This is a genomic window from bacterium, from assembly GCA_016873475.1.
Classification (GTDB): Bacteria; Krumholzibacteriota; Krumholzibacteriia; order JACNKJ01; family JACNKJ01; genus VGXI01.
Window position 1 is genome coordinate 1 of the sequence record VGXI01000039.1, and the last position, 19,725, is coordinate 19,725.

Genomic DNA, 19,725 nt, shown 5'->3' on the forward strand with positions numbered 1-19,725 from the left:
GGGGCATACACTCGAGCTAGGTGTTCTGCCGACTGGCGTGTACTTTGCGCGGGTAGTGCCGCAACGCGGAAGCCCGATCTGCGCGCGGATCCTCAGGATTCGCTAGCCTAGGTGACCTTCCCCCCTCAAACTGAGCCGGGCGCAGAGTTGGTTTCCTGGTATCCTCAAGGCCAGGAGGACAACGCATGCGTGGTAAGCGATACAGCGAGGAGCAGATCTTCAGCATTCTGCATGAGCACGAGGCCGGCGCCTCGGCCAAGGAGGTCTGCCGGCGACACGGCATCGCCGACCAGACCTTTTACACCTGGCGGCGCAAGTACGGCGGTCTGGAGCTGAGCGACCTGCGCCGCCTCAAGGCCCTGGAGGTGGAGAATCGCAAGCTGATGCAGCTGCTGGCTGAGCAGGTTCTAGACAACCAGGCGCTGAAGGTGAGCTAGAGACAGCAAAGAACCTCTACGGCCGTCGGATCGCCGGGAGTGTGTCCGGGCGGCCAGAGCGCAGCTCCCCATCAGCGAGCGTCGCGCCTGCCAGGTGGCAGGGCTGTCGCGCTCGGCGTGTCGATACGAGGGCCACAGCCGGGAGGATGGCCCGCTTCGTGAGCGATTGCGGGCGCTGGCCGATGAGCGCCGGCGCTACGGGCTGCCGCGGTTGATCGTGCTGCTGCGGCGCGAGGGGATCATGGACGACCACAAGCGGGTCGAGCGGATCTACGGCGAGGAAGGCCTTCAGGTGAGGCGGCGGCGGCGCAAGCAGACCTGCCGCTCCCGGCGAGCGCCCCTGGTGGATGTCCCCGAGCGGCCGAACCAGCGCTGGTCGATGGACTTCGTCCACGACGGCCTGGCCTCGAGCCGCGGCTTCCGCTGCCTGACCTTGGCCGACGACTTCACGCGGGAGTGCCCGCACATCGAGGTGGCGCGGTCGATCCCCGGCGACCGCGTCGTCCGCGTCCTGGACTATCTCGCCTGGTCGCGCGGCCTGCCCGAGGCGATCGTCGTGGACAATGGCCCTGAGTTCCAGAGCTTGGCGATGGATCGCTTTTCGCACGAGCGGTGTGTCGCGCTGCGCTTCATCGCCCCGGGCAAGCCGGTGCAGAACTGCTTCATCGAGAGCTTCAACGGGAGCTTTCGCGACGAGCGCCTCAACGAGCACTGGTTCCTATCGCTGGCAGACGCCCAGCGGAAGATCGAGCGATGGCGGGCGGAGTACAACACGTTTCGGCCGCACCGGTCGCTCGGGCAGATGACCCCAGCGGCCTTCGCGGCTAGGTTCGAGGAGCGCCAGGCACTAACTCCGGAGTTGGCTTAGACGATGGGGGAAGGTCACTGACGCCCCTCGCATCACTCGAGGTTCTGGGCCCTGAGAGTGCATTGTGACATTGCCGGCCTGCCCGCCGCGCGGCGCGCCGTTACCCTCGGCGTCTTCGACGGCGTGCACGCCGGCCATCGCCGCATCCTCGGTGCGCTCGGCGCCGCCAAGCGGCGCGAGGGGCTGGCGAGCGCGCTGGCCGTCACCTTCTGGCCGCACCCGCTCGCCGTCCTGCGCCCCGAGCGCGCGCCCGGCCTCCTGCTCACGCTCGAGGAGCGCGTGGCGGCCCTGGCTGCCACGGGCCTGGACGAGCTCGTCGTGCTGGAGTTCACCGCCGAGGTGGCCGGGACCGACTACGCCGACTTCGCGCGCGAGACGCTGGTTGGCGCCCTCGGCCTGCGCCGGCTCGTGGTCGGCTACGACTTCCATCTTGGCCGGGGACGGGCCGGCACGGCCGAGGCCCTGGCCGCGCTCGGTGAGACGCTGGGCTATCGCGTCGAGGTGGTGACGCCTTGCTACAGCGACGGCCGCATCGTCAGCAGCAGCCACATCCGCGCGGACCTCACCGCCGGCCGGCTCGCGGCCGTCGCGGCGGCGCTGGGCCGACCCTTCCCGCTCAGCGGCCGCGTCGAGCCCGGCGACGGCCGCGGCGCCGCGCTCGGCTTCCCCACCGCCAATCTCGCGCCGCCGCCCCCTGAGAAGCTCTTGCCGCCCTTGGGGGTCTATCTCGTCCGCTGCCGCTGGCTGGCCGGCCAAGCCTGGCAGCCGGGGCTGCTGAACCTGGGCCTCGCGCCCACCCTGCGCGGGCGATTCGTGCCGGAGGTGCACCTGCTCGTGGGCTCCGTTGACCTGGGGGGGCGAGAGCTGCAGGTGGAGATCCTAGAATGGCTTAGGGCGGAGCAGCGCTTCCCCGACGCCGAGGCCCTGAAAACCGCCATCGCCGCCGACGTGGCCACCGCGCGGCGCCGCCTGGCCGCGGGCAGCTTCCCGCTCTAGGCCCCCCTATTTACAGCCGATAGGCACTGTGCTAGCTTGCGCCCTCAAGGCGGGTGCTCTGCGCCTGCCGCCATCGCGTCTGCTCGAAGATACCTGGGAGGTATGCTGACGATGGCACTCGAACACGAGACCAAGAAGAGCATCATCGAGAAGTTCCGCTTGCACGAAGGGGACTCCGGCTCCGCGGAAGTGCAGATCGCCCTGCTGACGGAGCGCATCAACCAGCTGACCGAACACTTCAAGGTCCACACCAAGGACCACCACTCGCGGCGCGGCCTGATGAAGCTGGTGGGCCGCCGGCGCCGTCTGCTCGACTATCTCAAGCAGAACAAGCTGGACACCTATCGCGAGTTGGTCAAGTCGCTGGGTCTGCGGCGCTAGGCGTCGCCGGGCGAGCGCAAGGGGCGCCGAGGGTCGGCGCCCGGCCCCGCCGTTCGCGGTGGGGAAGGGGGAAGGTCCCCCTCATCCATCCACGGTCCGTTCCCGGACCCCGGAGGTAAAATGCAGAAAGTCAGTCTCGCACTGTCGGGGCAGGAGTACGCCCTGGAGACAGGTCAGATCGCCAAGCAGGCGAACAGCGTCCTCGTGCGCCTGGGCGAGACGCTGGTGCTCGTCACCGTCGTCGCCGCCAAGGACAACGACCCCGACAAGGGCTTCTTCCCGCTCTTCGTCGAGTACCGCGAGAAGAAGTACGCCGCCGGCATGATCCCGGGCGGCTACTTCAAGCGCGAGTCGCGGCCCTCCGAGAAGGAGACCCTCGCCGCGCGCCTCGTCGACCGGCCGCTGCGCCCGCTCTTTCCCGAGGGCTACATGGCCGAGACGCAGGTCGTCGCCACCGTCCTCAGCTACGACCAGGAGAACGAGGCCGACGTGCTCGCCATCACGGCGGCCAGCGCGGCCCTCGGGCTCTCGGACATCCCCTTCGGCGACGTCGTCTCCGGCGTCCGCGTGGGCAAGGTGGAGGGCGTCTTCAAGGTCAATCCCAGTCTCGAGGAGACCGAGACCAGCCCGCTCAACGTCGTCGTCGCCGGCACCGACACCGCCATCCTGATGGTGGAGGGCGAGGCGATGGAGATCGCGGAGGCGGAGATGCTCGCCGCGATCGCCTTCGCGCACGAGCACATCCGCCGCCTGAACGCGCTCCAGCGGGAGCTCTTCGCCAAGGCCGGCGCGCCGGCCAAGCGGCCGCTGGTGATGCCGGCGCCGCCCGCGGGCCTGGAGGCGCGCATCCAGGCGGCCTACGGCGCCGAGATCGACCGCCTCGGTCGCAACCCGCGCAAGCAGGAGCGTCAGGCGAGCCTCGACGCGCTCCAGGATGCGGCCCTGGCCGCTCTCGCCGAGGAGTTCGCCGGCGCCGAGCGCTGGATCCGCCACACCTTCGGCGAGGTCGAGAAGAAGGCGATGCGCCGGCTCATCCTCGAGGAGTCCCTGCGCGCCGACGGCCGGGGTCTCGACCAGGTGCGCCCCATCAACATCGTCGCCGGCTTCCTGCCCCGCGCGCACGGCTCCTCGCTCTTCACCCGCGGCGAGACGCAGGCGCTGGTCGCCACGACGCTCGGCACCAGCCGCGACGAGCAGCGCATCGACAACCTCGAGGGCGAGTACTTCAAGCGCTTCATGCTGCACTACAACTTCCCCGGCTTCAGCGTCGGCGAGGTCGGCCGCTTCTTCACCGGCCGCCGCGAGATCGGCCACGGCAACCTGGCCGAGCGCGCCCTGCGCCCCCTGATCCCGGACGAGGAGGAGTTCCCCTACACGATCCGGGTGGTGAGCGACATCCTCGAGTCGAACGGCTCCAGCTCGATGGCCACCGTCTGCGGCGGCAGCCTCGCCCTCATGGACGCGGGCGTGCCGCTGAAGGCCCACGTGGCCGGGGTGGCGATGGGCCTCGTGACCGACGGTGAGCGCTACCGCGTGCTCACGGACATCATGGGTCTGGAGGACCACCTTGGCGACATGGACTTCAAGGTGGCGGGCACGCGGGCGGGCATCACCGCCTTCCAGCTCGACACCAAGATCGAGGGCCTGCCCGACAACGTGATGCGCGACGCCCTCGCCCAGGCGCGCACGGCGCGCCTGCACATCCTGGACGTCATGGAGGCGGCGCTGCCCGCGGCGCGCCCCGAGGTGAGCCGCCACGCGCCGAAGATCACGAGCATCAAGATCAGCACCGAGCGCATCCGGGACGTCATCGGCAAGGGCGGCGCCACCATCCGCCGCATCCAGGAGGAGACCGGCGCCACGATCGAGGTCGAGGACGACGGCACCGTGCGCATCGCGGCCATCAACGGCGAGAGCAGCGACGCCGCGGTGGAGTGGATCCACTACCTGACCGCCGAGGCCGAGGTGGGCAAGGTCTACGACGGCAAGGTGAAGACGATCACCAAGTTCGGCGCTTTCGTCGAGATCCTGCCGGGCACGGACGGCCTGCTGCACATCTCGGAGATCGACCACAAGCGCATCAACCGCGTGGAAGACGTCTTCCAGGTGGGCGACACCGTCCAGGTCAAGGTCGTGGACATCGACACGGCCGGGAAGATCCGCCTCAGCCGCAAGGTGCTCCTGGAGGCGGCCGCCACCTAGCCCATGAACACCAGCGACTTCTCCCGCCGCGAGGACATCCGCAAGGTGACCCTGGACAACGGGGTCACCTTGCTCACGCAGTGCGTGCCGGACGCCCTCTCGGTCGCGGTGGGGGCCTGGTTCCGCACGGGCAGCCGGGACGAGGGTCCCGGCCGCCACGGCATCACGCACTTCCTCGAGCACATGGTCTTCAAGGGCACCGCCCGGCGCAGCGCGCTGGACATCGCCCTGGAGATGGACCGCCTCGGCGGCCAGCTCGACGCCTTCACGACGAAGGAGGTCACCTGCTTCACGGCGCGGGTCCTGGCGGGCTACCTGGACACCGCCCTGGACGTGCTCGGGGACATGGTGGCCAACGCCTCCCTCGCGCCGGACCTGATCGAGACCGAGAAGCAGGTGGTGATCGAGGAGATCCGCAACGTCTTCGACGATCCCGACGACCTCATCCACGAGCTGGCGGCCGAGACCGTCTTCGGCGAGCATCCGCTCGCGCGGCCCATCCTCGGCACCGAGGACTCCGTGCAGGCCTTTCGCCGCGAGGACCTGACCGCCTTCGTCGGCGAGCGCTACACGGCGGGCAACCTGATCGTCGCCCTCGTCGGGCCGCTCGGCCACGCCGAGGTCGCCGAGCGGGCGGCCCGCTGGTTCCGGGTGCCCGCCGGCGCGCCCAGCGCGCGGGACGGCAGCGCGGCGCCGCCGGCCCGGCGCGCGCTGCGCGTCGAGACCAAGGACCTCCAGCAGCAGCACCTCTGGCTGGGGCGCCAGGCCATGAGCGGCAAGGACCCGGACCGCTACGGCCTGCTCATCCTGAGCACGCTCCTGGGCGGCAGCATGAGCAGCCGCCTCTTCCAGTCGATCCGCGAGCAGGCGGGCCTCGCCTACAACATCTACAGCTTCTCCGACTTCGCGACGGACGCCGGGCTCCTGGGCAGCTACATGGCCGTCTCGCCGGCCAAGAGCGACGAGGCGATCCGGCTCACGCTGGACGAGTACGTCAAGCTGATCGCCGGGGGCTGCACGGAGACCGAGCTCGCCGACACGAAGATGCAGCTCAAGGGCAACCTGCTGCTGGCGATGGAGAGCGTCAGCGCGCGGATGAACCGGCTCGCCCGCAACGAGCTGAACGAGGGCCGCTTCATCGGCGTCGAGGAGCTGGTCGCGCGCGTCGACGCCGTGACGCGCGCGGACGTCCAGCGCCTGGCGGCCGCCTACCTCGCGCCCGAGACCCTGACCCTGGTCAGCCTCGGCCCGAACCCGACGACGGGACCCTTCTGATGAGTGCGCCGCTCCTGAGCAGCGACTGCGAGCAGGTCCTCGTCGACGCCCGCCTGGCCCCGGGCCGGCCGGCGCTCGCCGCCCTGCTCGCCGAACTGCGCGCGGCGCGCCCGGACTGCAAGCTGCTGCTCTTCGAGACGCCGCCGGCGACGGCCGGCGAGTCCGTCGGCGCCGAGGCGCTGGCGGGCAGCGATGGCGAGGGCGGCACCGAGGAGCTCGAGCGCGCGCGCGGGGAGGGCCGCCTCGCGCGCACCCTCGTCTTCAGCGATCGCGAGCGCGTGCTCGCCTGGGCCCGCCGCGTCGGCCTGCCCGCCTTCGCCGCCGTGCCCGGCCTGCCCGTCGCCGAGCAGCTCTCGCGCCGGGCCCTCGTCCTGCGCGACGCGGTGACCGTGCTCCTCCATGCGCGCCGGCAGCGGGAGGGGGCGCCCTTCCTCGTCGGCATCAACGGCATCGACAAGGCCGGCAAGACGAGCTTCGCCGCTGCCCTCGGCGAACGCCTGGCCGGCTTCGGGCTGCAGGTGGAGCAGGTGGCGCTCAGCGCCTTCACTGCCGACAAGAAGGAGCGCCGGGCGAAGGGCTATCCCGAAGCCGAGGGCTTCTACCGCAAGCACTACGCCCTCGAGCGGCTGCGCGAGCAGATCCTGCTGCCCCTGCGCCAGGCCCGCGAGCTGCCCCTGGAGCTCGCCTTCGACGTCCACGATCTCGCCCGCGATCGCGGCGGCGGCAAGCGCCGGCTCCAGCTCGCACGGGGCGCCATCGTCATCCTCGAAGGTCCCTTCCTCTTCCAGGCCGACGTCTTCGGCCTCTACGACTTCCGCATCTACCTCGTCAGCGACTTCGAGCGCGCGCTCGAGCTCGCGCTCGCCGGCCTCGCGGGCAAGGCGCGCGAGCAACGCCAGCAGGAGTTCCAGCGCCGCGAGCTCGCGGCGCAGTCGCTCTACCTCAAGCAGGAGACGCCCTGGAAGCGCGCGCACCTCGTGCTGCGCGGCGTGAACACGGACACGCCGCGCATCGAAGACGCGCACGTCGACGCTCTCTTCGCCGCGCAGAGGGCCGCGACCGAGAGCTGACGCGCCCCTCCTCGCGGAGGAAAATCGCCGCGGGGCAGAATTTTCCCTTTACAATTTTCCAGAGCATCCGATATCTCTGGCGGCGGAGTCGTTAGGCAAGCGACTCCATCGAGCAATCCGCTTTCCCTGCCTAGGAGGGTACAATGGCTGTGAAGAAGGTTGCCAAGAAGGCCGCCAAGAAGGCGGCCAAGAAGACGGTCAAGAAGGCCGCCAAGAAGACCGTGAAGAAGGCCGCCAAGAAGACCGTGAAGAAGGCCGTCAAGAAGGCCGCCAAGAAGACCGCGAAGAAGGCCGCCAAGAAGACGACCCGGAGAAAGAAGGCGGCGAAGAAGGCCGCCTAGGCTGCGGCCGAGCTTCTGCAGCAGCGACGGGGAGGGGGCGCGCCCCCTCCCCGTTTCCGTTGCGGGAGCGCTTGACAGGTGGCCGGCGGCTCCGGATCATCCCGCGCTCGTGAGCCCCTTCGTCCTCCACTCCCGGCAGCGGCTCTCCCCGGGCGCCATCGTCGCCCTCGGGTTCTGCCTGCTCATCGGCCTCGGCGCCCTGCTCCTGTGGCTGCCCGCCTGCGCGAAGGACGGGCACACGAGCTTCGTCGACGCGCTCTTCACGGCGACCAGCGCCGCCTGCGTCACGGGTCTGACCGTCGTCGACACGGGCAGCCACTTCTCGCCCCTGGGCAAGACGATCATCCTGCTGCTCATCCAGGCCGGCGGCCTGGGCATCCTCACCTTGACCAGCCTGGCCGCGCTCATGGCGCGCCGCGACCTCGGCCTGGGCCAGCGCTTCTCGCTCAGTGCCGACCTGCGCACGGGCGGCATCCGCGGGCTGCGCGGGCTCGTGCTCGGTGTGCTCGGTTTCACCCTCGCGGTCGAGGGCATCGGCGCCGTCCTGCTCCACCTGACGGCCGACGAGCGCCTCGGCGCGGGCTACCACCGCGTCTTCGCGGCGGGCTTCCACGCCGTGAGCGCCTTCTGCAACGCGGGCTTCTCGCTCTATCGGGACAACCTCGCCCGCTTCGGCGACGCGCCGGGCCCCCTGCTCGTCGTCGCCGGCCTGATCATGGTCGGGGGCATCGGCTTCCTGCTCAGCTTCGAGCTGCTCGGGCGCCTGCGCGGCGGGCGCCGCCGGCTCTCCGTGCAGGGGCGGCTCGTCCTGACGGGTTCGCTGCTGCTCTGGGCGGCGGGCGCCCTGCTGCTGCTCTGGACGGAGCGCGCCGGGGTCCTCACCGGTCAGGGGCCGGGCCAGCGGCTGCTCGGCGCCTTCTTCCAGTCCGTCAGCTGCCGCACGGCCGGCTTCGACATCTTCCCGCAGATCCTGCTTTCGCCGGCCGGCACCCTGATCTGCATCCTCCTCATGTTCATCGGCGCCGCGCCCGGCTCGACGGGCGGCGGCGTCAAGGTCTCCACGGTCAGCCTGCTCGTGCTGCTCCTGTGGAACTACTTCCGCGGGCGCAGCCGGCTCGACCTCGCGGGCCGCACCGTTCCCGAGGGCGTCCTGCGCGAAGCCCTGGCCGTGCTCAGCGCGGGGCTCTTCCTCGTCGTCGGCGGGACGCTGGGGATCCTGCTGCTGGCGCCGGTCGCCGTGCCCGTGGCGGCCTTCGAGGTCGTCTCCGCCTTCGGCACCGTCGGCCTCTCGACGGGCCTCTCCGCCCAGCTCGGCGCCGCCGGCAAGCTGCTGCTCGTCCTGATCATGTACTGCGGCCGCGTCGGCCTGCTCACCGTGGCCCTCGGCGTCGCTGGCGGCTGGCGGGATCGCCACTACACGCTGCCGGAAGAGCCGGTGATGGTGGGCTGAGCCCTTCGCCGTTGCATTGCCCCCGCCTTCTGCTAGACTGGCCCGTCTTCGACCGGTTGCCTGCCGGGCGCAGGGGGGAGCGATGTCGGATCGAGTCGTCAAGCGCGCCGCCGTCATCGGGCTCGGCCGGTTCGGCCGCGCCGTCGCCCGCACGCTCAGCGAACTGGGCGTGGAGGTCCTGGCCATCGACCGCGAGCTGCGCTTCGTCGAGATGGTCAAGAACGAGGTCTCGCTCGCGGTCTGCGTGGACGCCACCCAGGAGAGCGCCCTCGAGGAACTGGACGTCGGCAAGGTCGACCTGCTGGTGATCGGCGTCGGCGAGCTCTTCGAGGAGAACGTGCTGATCACCTCTTGGGCCGCGGAGGCCGGCATTCCCCAGATCATCACGCGCGCCGGCTCGCCGCTGCGCCGGCGCATCCTCGAGCGGGTGGGTGCGACGCGCGTCCTCTTCGCCGAGCAGGAGATGGGCCAGCGCCTGGCCCAGAGCCTGGTGCGCGGCGACACGATCGAGTTCGTCGACCTGCCCGAGGGCCACTCCCTGCGCGACATCGACGTGCCGAAGGCCTTCGTCGGCAAGACGATCGGCGAGCTGCAGCTGCGCCGCCGGCACGGGCTGGCCGTGCTCGCCGTCCGCCGGATCAGCCTGGCCGAGGGCAAATCGGAGCGGCGGGTCTTTCCGGTGCCCGACGGCGACCTGCGCTTCGCGGCCGGGGACCGCCTCTCGGTGATCGCGAGCAACGAGGACTTCGCCCGCCTCGAACCCTGAGACCGAAGGGACGTCATGCAGTCGGTGAGAATCGCCCGGATCGGCGACTACGAGGGCCGCACGGTCACCCTCGCCGGGTGGCTCTACAACAAGCGCGGCAGCAAGAAGGTGCAGTTTCTCCTCGTGCGCGACGGCTCGGGCATCATCCAGGCCGTGGCCGCACCGGAGGGCCTCGGCGAGGCGCGCTTCGCCGCCGTCGAGGCCCTGACGCAGGAGACCAGCCTGACCGTGACCGGCCTGGTGCGCGCCGACCACCGGGCGCCGGGCGGCTACGAACTCGTGCTGAGCGACTTCGCGGTCGTCGCGCCCAGCGTCGACTACCCGATCTCGCCCAAGGAGCACGGCGTCGACTTCCTGCTCGAGCGGCGGCACCTGTGGCTGCGCAGCCGGCAGCAGCACGCCCTGCTCACCGTGCGCGGCACCTTGATCGCCGCCATCCACGAGTTCATGCGCCGCGACGGCTTCCTCCACGTCGACGCGCCGATCTTCACGCCGAGCTCGGTGGAGGGCACCGCGACGCTCTTCAGCGTCGACTACTACGGCGACCGGGCCTTCCTCACCCAGAGCGGGCAGCTGTACATGGAAGCGGCGGCCGCCGCCTTCGGCCGGGTCTACTGCTTCGGCCCCACCTTCCGCGCCGAGAAGAGCAAGACGCGCCGGCACCTGACCGAGTTCTGGATGATGGAGCCGGAGATGGCCTACGCCGACCTCGCCGACGTCATGGACGTCAGCGAACGCCTGCTCGAGTACGTCGCCGGCCGCGTGCTGGAGGCGCACCGCGCGCTGCTCGGCGAGGTGCTCGAGCGGGACACGGCCGCCCTCGAGCGCGTGGTGGCGCCCTTCCCGCGCCTGCACTACGACGAGGCCGTGGCCTTCCTGCGCGCGCAGGGGGTGGACTTCGCCTGGGGCGGCGACTTCGGCGCCGAGGACGAGACCCTGATCTCGAACGCCCACGACCGGCCGGTCTTCGTGCACCACTTCCCGGCCGCGATCAAGGCCTTCTACATGGCGCCCGATCCCGCGGACGAGAAGTACAGCCTCTCGGTCGACTGCCTGGCGCCGGAGGGCTACGGCGAGATCGTCGGCGGCGGCCAGCGCGCCGACGACCTCGCCTTCCTCGAGCGGCGCATCGCCGAGCACGGACTGCCCCGCGAGCCCTACGAGTGGTACCTCGATCTGCGCCGCTACGGCAGCTTCCCCCACAGCGGCTTCGGCATCGGCGTCGAGCGCACGCTGGCCTGGCTCGCGGGACGGCGTCACATCCGGGAGTGCATCCCCTTCCCGCGGATGATGACCCGGATCACCCCCTAGGGAGGCGCATGGCCGCCCGCGCCCGCTTGCTCCCGCTGGCCGTCCTGCTCCTCGCCCTGCCGCGCGCGCCGGGCGCCCAGGGGCCTTCGCTCGCGGAGATCCGCGCCCTGGCCGAGGCCGGGCAGGTCGCCGAGAGCGAGTCCCTCCTTCACCACCGCCTCCTCGAGGAGCCGGCCGCGCCGGAGCGCGGCGAAGCCCTGCTGCTCGCCGCCCGCCTGGCGGCCGCCCGCGGCGAAGGGCCTCTCGCCTTCGCCCTGCTCGGCCAGTTGCTGGCGGGCGGCGCAGAGGGCGAACTCGCCGGTCGCGCCCTCTTCGAGCGCGCCGCCTTGCGCGCGGCCGCGGATCCCCTGGCCGCGCGCGAGGACCTCGAGCGCCTGCAACGGCAGGCGCCCGGGCACCCGCTGGCCGGCTTCGCAGGCCTGCGCCTCGCCGAGCAGGCGCTGGCCGCGGGCGAGCAGGCGCGGGCCCTCGCCGAACTGGACGCGTTGCTCGCCCGCTTCGACGAGGCCCCGCTGGCCGGTGCGGCCCTCGCGCAGCGAGCCGCCCTGCACGAGGCGGCCGGGCGGCCGGGGGCCGCCGCCGCCGACCTGGCCAGCCTGCGCGGCCGTTTCCCCGAACGGGCGGCTGCGGCGGAGCGCGAGCTGGGCCTGCTGCTGGACGCCGGCGAGGAGAGCGCGGCGCGGGCCCTCTGGAGCGAGCTGGCCGCGCGCGATTCGACCCTGGCCGCCTCTCCCGCGCTGCGCGCGGTGGCCGCCGAGCTGCTGCTCCGGGAGGGCGATGCCGCCGCCCGGGATCGCCGCCTGCCCGAGGCCCTGGCCGCCTGGGAGCGGGCGGTCGCGGCGGCGGCCGGCGCCGAGCCGGCGGCCGCCGCCCTGCACCGTCTCGCCCGGGCGGCCGAGCGCGGCGGCGACGGCCCGCGCGCCCTCGCCCTCCATGCGCGCCTGCTGGCCGAGCACCCCCAGAGCCCCTGGGCCTCGGAGGCCGCCGAGCGCCAGGAGCGCCTCGTCCGCTACTATCCCGTCGACCGCGAGGCCGCCCTCGCCCGCCTGCTGGAGGCCCTGCGCGCGCAGGAAACGGCGAGCGGGGAGATCGCGCGGGAGCGCGAGCTGGCCGTCGGCCGGCTCCTGCTCGAGGACTTCAAGGACTTCAGCGCCGCCTCGGAGCACTTCCTGCGCCTCGCGCCGCGCGAGCCGGCGGGGGAAGCGCGGGCGCGGGCGCTGCTCGCAGCCGGCCGGGCCGCCCTGCGCGAAGCCGAGCGCCTGGCCCTGGCCGGTGCCGCGGGCACGGAGGCGGCGGTCGCGTGGCGGGAGCGCGCGCGGCGGGATCTCGAGGCCGGCATCGCCGAGGGTGCGGCCGCCCCGGCCGCCGAGGCCAGGGGCGAGCTGGCCGCGCTCCCACTCGCCGCCCTGCCGCCGGAGGCGGATCGCCTGCCCGCCCTCAGCGCTCGCCTGGCCGCGGGTCCGGAGGGGCCCGCCCTCGCGCCCTACTATTATGAGCGCGCGGAGCTACTGCGGGCGCGGGGCGCGCAGGGCGCGGCGCTGGCCCAGGCCCGCGCCGACGCCGAGCGCGCGCAGGCTCTGGCCCCCGCGGGCCCCTGGGCCGGCCGGGCGGCCCTGGTCGCCGGCCAGCTCGCGCTCGCTGCGGGCGACTCGGCGCAGGCCAAGCGGCGGCTGGCGGCCCTGGCCGCCGGCGCGGGCAGGGAGGCCGCGGAGGCCCACTTCGAGCTGGGGCGTCTGGAGGCCGCGGCGCGGCACCCGCGCCGGGCCAGCGCCCACTTCGAGCGCTTCCTGGCCGGCGCGCCGGGGAGCCCGCGGCGCGCCCTCGGCCAGCTCTGGCTCGGCGACTGCCAGCTCCGCGCCGGCGACGCCGCGGCGGCCGAGGCGAGCTATGCCGCCCTGCTCGCGGCGCCGGGCGCGGCCTCCCTCGAGGACGATGCCCGCTATCGCCTCGGCCTCTGCGCCGAGCGGCGAGGGGACAGTGCCGCGGCCCGCGCGCGGTTCACGGCCGTCCTCGGCGGGGACGACGCTCGCCTTCGCCGCGAGGCGGCCTGGCGGCTGGCGACTGCGGCCGCCGCGGCCGGCCGGCCCGCCGAGGCCCTGGCCGCGCTGGCCGGGCTCACCGGTCCCGGATTGCCTGCCCGGGAAGCCGCCCGCCTGCGCGGCGAGCTCCAGCTCGCCCTCGGCCAGGGGGAGGCGGCGCTGGCCCTCCTGGACAGCCTGCTCGCGCCGGGAGCCGACGCGCCGCCTGGCGCGGCGGAGCGGGAGGAGCTGGCCGCCCAGCGGATCCGCGCCCTCCTGCTCACGGGCCGCCGTCAGAGCGCGCTCGAGGCCTGGCAAGAGCTGCGCGCGGGCGCCGCCCTCGCGCCAGAGGCGGCCGCCGCACTCGAGCTGGCCTTCGGCCAGGAGCGCCTGCTGGCCGGCGACCGCACTGCCGCCGCCCGCCACTTCGTGGCCTGTCGCGACGAGTACCCCGCCGCGCCGGCGGCGGGCGAGGCGCGCGGCGAGCTGCTGCTCCTCGCCCTACCCGGGGACGAGCTGGCGGGCGCGCCCGCCGAGCTCGACAGCCTGCGCGCTTGCTGCGGCGGGAGCGCGAGCGTGCGGCGCGCCGCCGAGGCGGTCGCCCTCGCGCTGGCCGGCGCGGGCGACTGGACGGGCGCCAGCGAGCTCTTCGCCTGGTGCCTGGCTCGGGACAATGAGCCGGGACCGGAACTGCTGCAGGATGCGGCCACGGCCCTCGCGCGGGCCGGTCGCCGCGCAGAGGCGGTCCATCAGCTCGCGCGCTTCCTGGACCGCTACCCGGAAGACCCGCGCGCGGGGACGGCGCGCCTGGAGCGGGCTCGCCTGCTCCAGGAGCTGGGCGACTGCGAAGGGGCCCTGCTCGCCTACCGCGAGGCCGAGCTCTACCTGCTCGAAGACGCCGAGAGCCGCGCCCGCCTGCGCTTCTGGATCGGCGACTGCCTGGAGAGCTTGGGCGAGCGGGAGGCGGCGGCCGGCGCCTTTCTCGGCCTGGCGGAGCGCTTCCCGGCCCAGGGGCTCTGGGGCGTGACCGCCCTGCTGCGCGCGGCGGCCCTCTGCGAGGTGGGAGGCGAGCTCGCGCGCGCCGAGCAGCTCTACGCGCGGGCCCTGGCGGCCCAGGGCCCGGGCACGGAGATCGGCGCCAGCGCCGCCGCGGGCCTGGCGCGCCTGGCCGCGCAAGGCGAGCGGCCATGAGCCGCCAGCTGCCCGCCGCGCCGAGCCCGACCGGGTCCAGCCCGATCCGCGTCCACGGGGCGCGGGAGAACAACCTGCGCAGCCTCGACCTCGAGATCCCGCGCTACAGCCTGACCGTGCTGACGGGCCCCAGCGGCTCGGGCAAGAGCAGCCTCGCCTTCGATACCCTCTTCGCCGAGGGCCGCCGGCGCTACGTCGAGAGCCTCTCGAGCCAGGCGCGGCAGCTCTTCGGCGAGCTGCGCAAGCCCGACGTCGATCTCGTCGAGGGCCTGAGCCCCGCCGTCGCCGTCGATCAGCACAGCACGAGCCCCGGCCCGCGCTCGACCGTGGGCACGCTCAGCGAGATCGGCAGCTTCCTGCGCCTGCTCTTCGCGCGGGTGGGGGAGCTGGGCGGCGGCGGCTTCCTGCTCGACGCCGAGACGATCCGCGAGCGCCTGGAGAGCCTGCCCGACGGCACGCGCCTGACCCTGCTCGCCCCGCTGATCGAGGAGCGCAAGGGCGCGCAGAAGCAGCTCCTCGACCGCCTGCGCCGCGAGGGGCTCGTCACCCTGCGCGTGAACGGCGAGCTGCGCGACCTCGACGGCGAGCTGCGCCTGGAGCCCGGGCGGCGCAACAGCGTCGATGCCGTCGTCGACCGCCTCGTCACCGGCGAGCGCAGCCGGCGCCGCCTGGCCGAGAGCGCCGAGCGCACCCTCGCCCTCGGCGCGGGTCGTCTGCGCGCCCTCGTCGAGCTGCCGGCCAAGGCCGGCGTGGCCGGCCGCAAGGTCCGCGCGGCGCCGACCGAGGTCTGGGATCTCGCCCTCGCCAAGGACGGCGAGCGCGCCCTGCCCGAGGTCTCGCCCAGCCTCTTCTCCTTCAACAGCCGGCGCGGCGCCTGCCCGGCCTGCCAGGGCCTGGGCAGGAGCCGGCGCATCCGCGAAGGGCTGCTGGTCGCCGATCCGGCGCTCAGCCTGGCCGCCGGCGCGATGCCCATCCTCAGCGGGGCGCGCGGCGCCTGGCTGCTCGCGCAGATCGGCGCCCTCGGCGAGCAGCTCGGCTTTACACTCGCGACGCCTTGGCGCGAGATCCCGGCGGCGGCGCGCGCCACGCTGCTCGGCGGCAGCGGGCGCGGCGAGCTGGACATCCAGCTGAGGAGCCCGCGCGGCCGCGTGCGCAAGACCTTTCCCGGCCTGATCCCCTATCTCGAGCGACGCGCCGCCGAGACGCACAGCGCCGCCCTGCGCCGCAGTCTCGAGGCCCTGATGGGCGACGAGCCCTGTCCCGCCTGCGCCGGCCGCCGCCTCGCGCCCGACGCGCTGCGCATCACGCTGGGCGGGCAGAACATCGCCGAACTGTCCGCCCTGCCGCTCTCCGTCCTCGCCGAGCGCCTGGACGGTCTGCGCTTCTGGGGTCCCCGCCGCGAGGTCGCCGCGCAGCTCTTGCCCGAGATCCGCTCGCGCCTGGATTTCCTCGCCCGCGTCGGGCTCGGCTATCTCAGTCTCGACCGCCCGGCGGCCACGCTATCGGGCGGCGAGCGCCAACGCCTCGCGCTCGCCGAGCAGGTGGGCGCCGCGATGACGGGCGTGCTCTACATCCTCGACGAGCCCTCGATCGGCCTGCACCCCCGTGACCAGCAGGCCCTGCTCGGCACGCTGGCCGCCCTGCGCGACCGCGGCAACACGGTGCTCGTCGTCGAGCACGATCGCGAGACGATCGAGCGCGCGGACTGGGTGATCGACCTCGGGCCGGGCGCCGGCGAGCTGGGGGGGCGCCTTGTCGCGGCGGGCACCCCGACGGCGATCCGCGCCCACCCGGACAGCCCCACCGGTCGCAGCCTGCGCGCCGCCGCGGCCTGGCGGCCGCGGTCGGCGCGGCCGCCGGCGACGGACTGGCTGCGGGTGGAGGGAGCGCGCCGCAACAACCTCAAGGACATCGACGTGCCGATTCCGCTGGGCCGCCTCACCTGCGTGACCGGCGTCTCGGGCAGCGGCAAGAGCAGCCTCGTGCGCGATACGCTCTACCGCCACCTCGCCCGGCGCCTCGGCCACGCCGCCGGCGAGCCCGGCCCCTGCCGCGCCCTGCAGGGCGCCGAGGCGGTGGAGGACGTCGTCAATGTGGACCAGGCGCCGATCGGCCGCTCGCCGCGCAGCAACCCGGCCACCTACGCCGGGCTCTGGAACGAGGTGCGCCGGCTCTTCGCCGCCCTGCCCGAGAGCCGGCTGCGCGGCTACGGCCCCGGCCGCTTCAGCTTCAACGTGAAGGGGGGACGCTGCGAGCACTGCCAGGGCGACGGCGAGCGCAAGGTCGCCCTGCACTTCCTGCCGCCGGCCTCCGTGCCCTGCGAGGTCTGCCGGGGGCGGCGCTTCAATCGCGAGACCCTCGAGATCCACTACCGCGGGCGCACGATCGCCGAGGTGCTCGAGATGACGGTGGCCCAGGCCCAGGCGCACTTCAGCGAGATCCCCAGCCTCGCGCGCGGCCTCGGCGTGCTCGCCGAGGTCGGTCTGGGCTACCTGCGCCTGGGGCAGAGCGCGCTCAGCCTCTCGGGCGGCGAGGCGCAGCGGCTCAGGCTGGCCAAGGAACTCGCGCGGCGCGCGCGCGGACGGGCGGTCTACATCCTCGACGAGCCCAGCACGGGCCTGCACTTCCAGGATGTCAGCACCCTGATGGGCATCCTCCAGCGGCTGGTTGACAAGGGGCACACCGTCATTATAATTGAGCACAATCCCGACATCGTCCGGGAGGCGGACTGGCTCGTCGACCTCGGACCGGAAGGCGGTCCCGCGGGCGGCGAGCTGCTCTTCGCCGGTCCACCCGCCGAGATCCTGGCCTGCCCTCCCCGTCATACCGGAGCCATCCTGCGCGGCCACCCGCAGGGCCGCGACGGCGACGCCAAGGAGCGCTGAGCCCCGCCCGCAGGAGGTGCACCACGGAGACTCCCCGCAAGACCGCCCTCCACGCCTGGCACCGCGAGCAGGGCGGCAAGCTCGTCGATTTCGCCGGCTGGGAACTGCCGGTCCAGTACAGCGGCCTCCTCGACGAGCACCGCGCCGTGCGCCGCGCGGCCGGCCTCTTCGACGTCAGCCACATGGGCGAGATCACCGTCGAGGGCCCGGGCGCCCTTGCCGCCGTGCAGCGCCTCGTCACCAACGACTGCGCCAGGCTCGCCGACGGCCAGGTGCTCTACACCGTCGCCTGCCGCGAGGACGGCGGCGTGCTCGACGACCTGCTCGTCTACCGGCGCGGTCCCGAGCGCTTCCTGCTCGTCGTCAATGCGGCGAACAGCGACAAGCTCGCGGCCTGGGTGGCGCGACAGCTGGGCGGCGCGGCCGCCGTGCGCGACGCCTCCGCCGACTTCGCGCAACTCGCCGTACAGGGGCCGGCCAGCCGCGAGCTCCTGCTCGCCTGCCCGCTGCTGGCGCCCGCCGCGGACGCGCTGCGCGGACTGCCCTTCTATCACTTTGCGGAGCTGCAGATTGCGGGCGAGCCGCTGATCGTCAGCCGCACGGGCTACACGGGCGAGCTGGGATTCGAGTTCTACCTGTCGCCCGCACTGGCGCCGCGGCTTGCCGACGCCCTGCTGGCGGCCGGCCGACCCTGCGGGCTGCAACCGGCGGGCCTGGGCGCCCGCGACACGCTGCGCTTCGAGGCCTCCTACTGCCTCTACGGGCACGAGCTCGACGAGCAGACCGATCCCTTCGAGGCGGGGCTTTTCTGGCTTGTGAAACTGGACAAGGGGGATTTCATTGGCCGCGACGCGCTGCGCGCGCGCAAGGACGCGGCCGCGGCGCGGCGCCTCGTCGGCCTCGCGCTGCCGGGGCGCAAGATCGCCCGCCAGGGCTTCTGTGTCTTCGCCGGCGATGAGCCCGTGGGGGCCGTGACGAGCGGCAGCTTCGCGCCGACCCTCGAGCGCAGCCTCGCCCTGGCGCTGGTGAGCCGGGGCGCGGCGGGCGCGGCGCTCGCGGTGGAAGTGCGCGGCGAGCGCCTGGCGGCCGAGACGCTGAAGCTGCCCTTCTACAGCCAGCCGGCGCTGCGCGCCTAGGGGCGTCGACCGCCGCTGCGCGCCGCGGGCCGAGTCCCCGGGCCGGTCCCGGGGGAGGAAAGGAGAGGACGTGAGCGATATCCCGGGTCAGCTGCGCTACACCAGGGAGCACGAGTGGGTGTCGGTGGAGGGCGCCATCGCCACCATCGGGCTCACGGACTACGCCCAGGGCGAGCTCGGCGACATCATCTATCTCGAGTTGCCCGAGACGGGCACCCACGTCGGCAAGGGCGATCCCTTCGGCACCGTCGAGGCCGTCAAGACGGTGGAGGAGATCTATGCCCCCGTCACCGGCGAGGTCCTCGAGACGAACGCCGGCCTCGAGGCGCATCCCGAACTCGTCAACCAGGCGCCCTACGGCGAGGGCTGGCTCGTGCGCATCCGGATGAGCGATCCCTCCGAACTCGAGCAGCTCCTGGACAGCGAGGGCTACCGGGAGCAGGTGGGAGAGTAGATGCGCGGCTTCGTTCCCCACAGCGAGGGCGAGATCCGGGGGATGCTGGAGGCGATCGGCGTCGCGACCGTCGAGGATCTCTTCGCGAGCGTGCCCGCCGGCTGCCGCTGGCAGGGGGAGTTGCCCCTGGCCGCGGGCCTGGACGAGTACGGCGCCGGGCGGCGCCTCGCCGAGCTGGCCGCGCAGAACGCGCCGGCCGGCGAGCAGCTCAACTTCATGGGCGGCGGGGCCTACGACCGCATCCGGCCGGCGATCGTCGGCCAGATCCTCTCGCGGCCCGAGTTCTACACGGCCTACACGCCCTACCAGCCGGAGGTCGCCCAGGGGACCCTGCAGGTGATCTTCGAATTCCAGACGCTGATGGCGCGCCTGACGGGCATGGCCGTCGCGAATGCCTCCCTCTACGACGGCGCTAGCGCCCTCGCCGAAGCGCTGCTGCTCGCCGGCGCGGCGACGGCGGGCCGGCGCCTGCTGCTGCCGGCGAGCCTCGCGCCCGGCTGCCGCCGCGTCGCCGCCACCTACGCCGGTGGCCAGGCGCTCGCGATCGAGACCCTGCCCTGGGACGCCACGGGCGGCCTCGATCCGCGCGCTCTCGCCGCGGCGCTGGACGCCGACACGGCGGCGGTCGTCGTGCAGCTGCCCAACCACTTCGGCGTCGTCGAGGACCTGGCGGCCATCGCGCCCCGGGTCAAGGCCGCCGGCGCGCTGCTCATCGTGCACGTGGAGCCGACCAGCCTGGGCCTGCTCGAGCCGCCCGGCAGCTTCGGCGCCGACGTCGTCACCGGCGAGGGTCAGAGCCTCGGCCTGCCGCTCAGCTTCGGCGGGCCCTACCTCGGCGTCATGGGCGTCAGCCGCGAGCTGGTGCGCCGCCTGCCCGGCCGCCTCGTCGGCCGCACCGTCGACGCGCTGGGCCGGCCCGGCTTCGTGCTCACCTTGCAGACGCG

General features: G+C 73.4%; 14 protein-coding genes and 1 pseudogene. All 15 read left to right on the top strand.

What is annotated here, in order from left to right:
* Positions 1-185 precede the first annotated feature (185 nt).
* A pseudogene (locus tag FJ251_05230) lies at positions 186-1,305 on the top strand (IS3 family transposase).
* A gap of 51 nt (positions 1,306-1,356) precedes the next feature.
* A complete protein-coding gene (gene ribF / locus FJ251_05235) occupies positions 1,357-2,301 on the top strand; it encodes a riboflavin biosynthesis protein RibF (GenBank protein ID MBM4117136.1) in 945 nt (314 codons plus the stop codon).
* A gap of 111 nt (positions 2,302-2,412) precedes the next feature.
* Positions 2,413-2,682 (top strand): 30S ribosomal protein S15, encoded by a 270-nt coding sequence (rpsO, locus tag FJ251_05240; protein MBM4117137.1) that lies wholly within the window; start codon positions 2,413-2,415, stop codon positions 2,680-2,682.
* A gap of 120 nt (positions 2,683-2,802) precedes the next feature.
* Positions 2,803-4,884 (top strand): polyribonucleotide nucleotidyltransferase, encoded by a 2,082-nt coding sequence (gene pnp / locus FJ251_05245; GenBank protein MBM4117138.1) that lies wholly within the window; start codon positions 2,803-2,805, stop codon positions 4,882-4,884.
* A 3-nt stretch (positions 4,885-4,887) separates the two neighbouring features.
* Positions 4,888-6,159 carry an insulinase family protein gene (locus FJ251_05250; GenBank protein ID MBM4117139.1) on the top strand — a complete coding sequence of 424 codons (1,272 nt, stop codon included), beginning with the start codon at positions 4,888-4,890 and terminating at the stop codon, positions 6,157-6,159.
* A complete protein-coding gene (locus FJ251_05255; GenBank protein ID MBM4117140.1) occupies positions 6,159-7,229 on the top strand; it encodes a hypothetical protein in 1,071 nt (356 codons plus the stop codon). The genes FJ251_05250 and FJ251_05255 overlap by 1 nt, the downstream gene beginning before the upstream one ends.
* A gap of 143 nt (positions 7,230-7,372) precedes the next feature.
* The gene (locus FJ251_05260) at positions 7,373-7,570 is read left to right on the top strand and encodes a hypothetical protein (GenBank protein ID MBM4117141.1); all 198 of its coding nucleotides are present in this window, start codon (positions 7,373-7,375) and stop codon (positions 7,568-7,570) included.
* A gap of 1 nt (position 7,571) precedes the next feature.
* Positions 7,572-9,020 carry a TrkH family potassium uptake protein gene (locus tag FJ251_05265; protein MBM4117142.1) on the top strand — a complete coding sequence of 483 codons (1,449 nt, stop codon included), beginning with the start codon at positions 7,572-7,574 and terminating at the stop codon, positions 9,018-9,020.
* An 82-nt stretch (positions 9,021-9,102) separates the two neighbouring features.
* On the top strand, positions 9,103-9,786 hold the full coding sequence (locus tag FJ251_05270) for a TrkA family potassium uptake protein (GenBank protein MBM4117143.1): 684 nt from the start codon (positions 9,103-9,105) through the stop codon (positions 9,784-9,786).
* Positions 9,787-9,801: 15 nt separating this feature from the next.
* Entirely contained in the window at positions 9,802-11,097 is a 1,296-nt protein-coding gene (asnS, locus tag FJ251_05275) for an asparagine--tRNA ligase (protein MBM4117144.1), read from the top strand.
* Positions 11,098-11,105: 8 nt separating this feature from the next.
* Positions 11,106-14,306 (top strand): tetratricopeptide repeat protein, encoded by a 3,201-nt coding sequence (locus FJ251_05280; GenBank protein MBM4117145.1) that lies wholly within the window; start codon positions 11,106-11,108, stop codon positions 14,304-14,306.
* Positions 14,303-17,191, top strand: coding sequence for an excinuclease ABC subunit A (uvrA, locus tag FJ251_05285; GenBank protein MBM4117146.1), 2,889 nt, complete (start codon positions 14,303-14,305; stop codon positions 17,189-17,191). The genes FJ251_05280 and uvrA overlap by 4 nt, the downstream gene beginning before the upstream one ends.
* Entirely contained in the window at positions 17,188-18,327 is a 1,140-nt protein-coding gene (gene gcvT / locus FJ251_05290) for a glycine cleavage system aminomethyltransferase GcvT (GenBank protein ID MBM4117147.1), read from the top strand. The genes uvrA and gcvT overlap by 4 nt, the downstream gene beginning before the upstream one ends.
* A 70-nt stretch (positions 18,328-18,397) precedes the next feature.
* Positions 18,398-18,781, top strand: coding sequence for a glycine cleavage system protein GcvH (gcvH, locus tag FJ251_05295; protein MBM4117148.1), 384 nt, complete (start codon positions 18,398-18,400; stop codon positions 18,779-18,781).
* Positions 18,782-19,725: aminomethyl-transferring glycine dehydrogenase subunit GcvPA (locus tag FJ251_05300; protein MBM4117149.1), on the top strand; the 944-nt coding region annotated here is incomplete at its 3' end.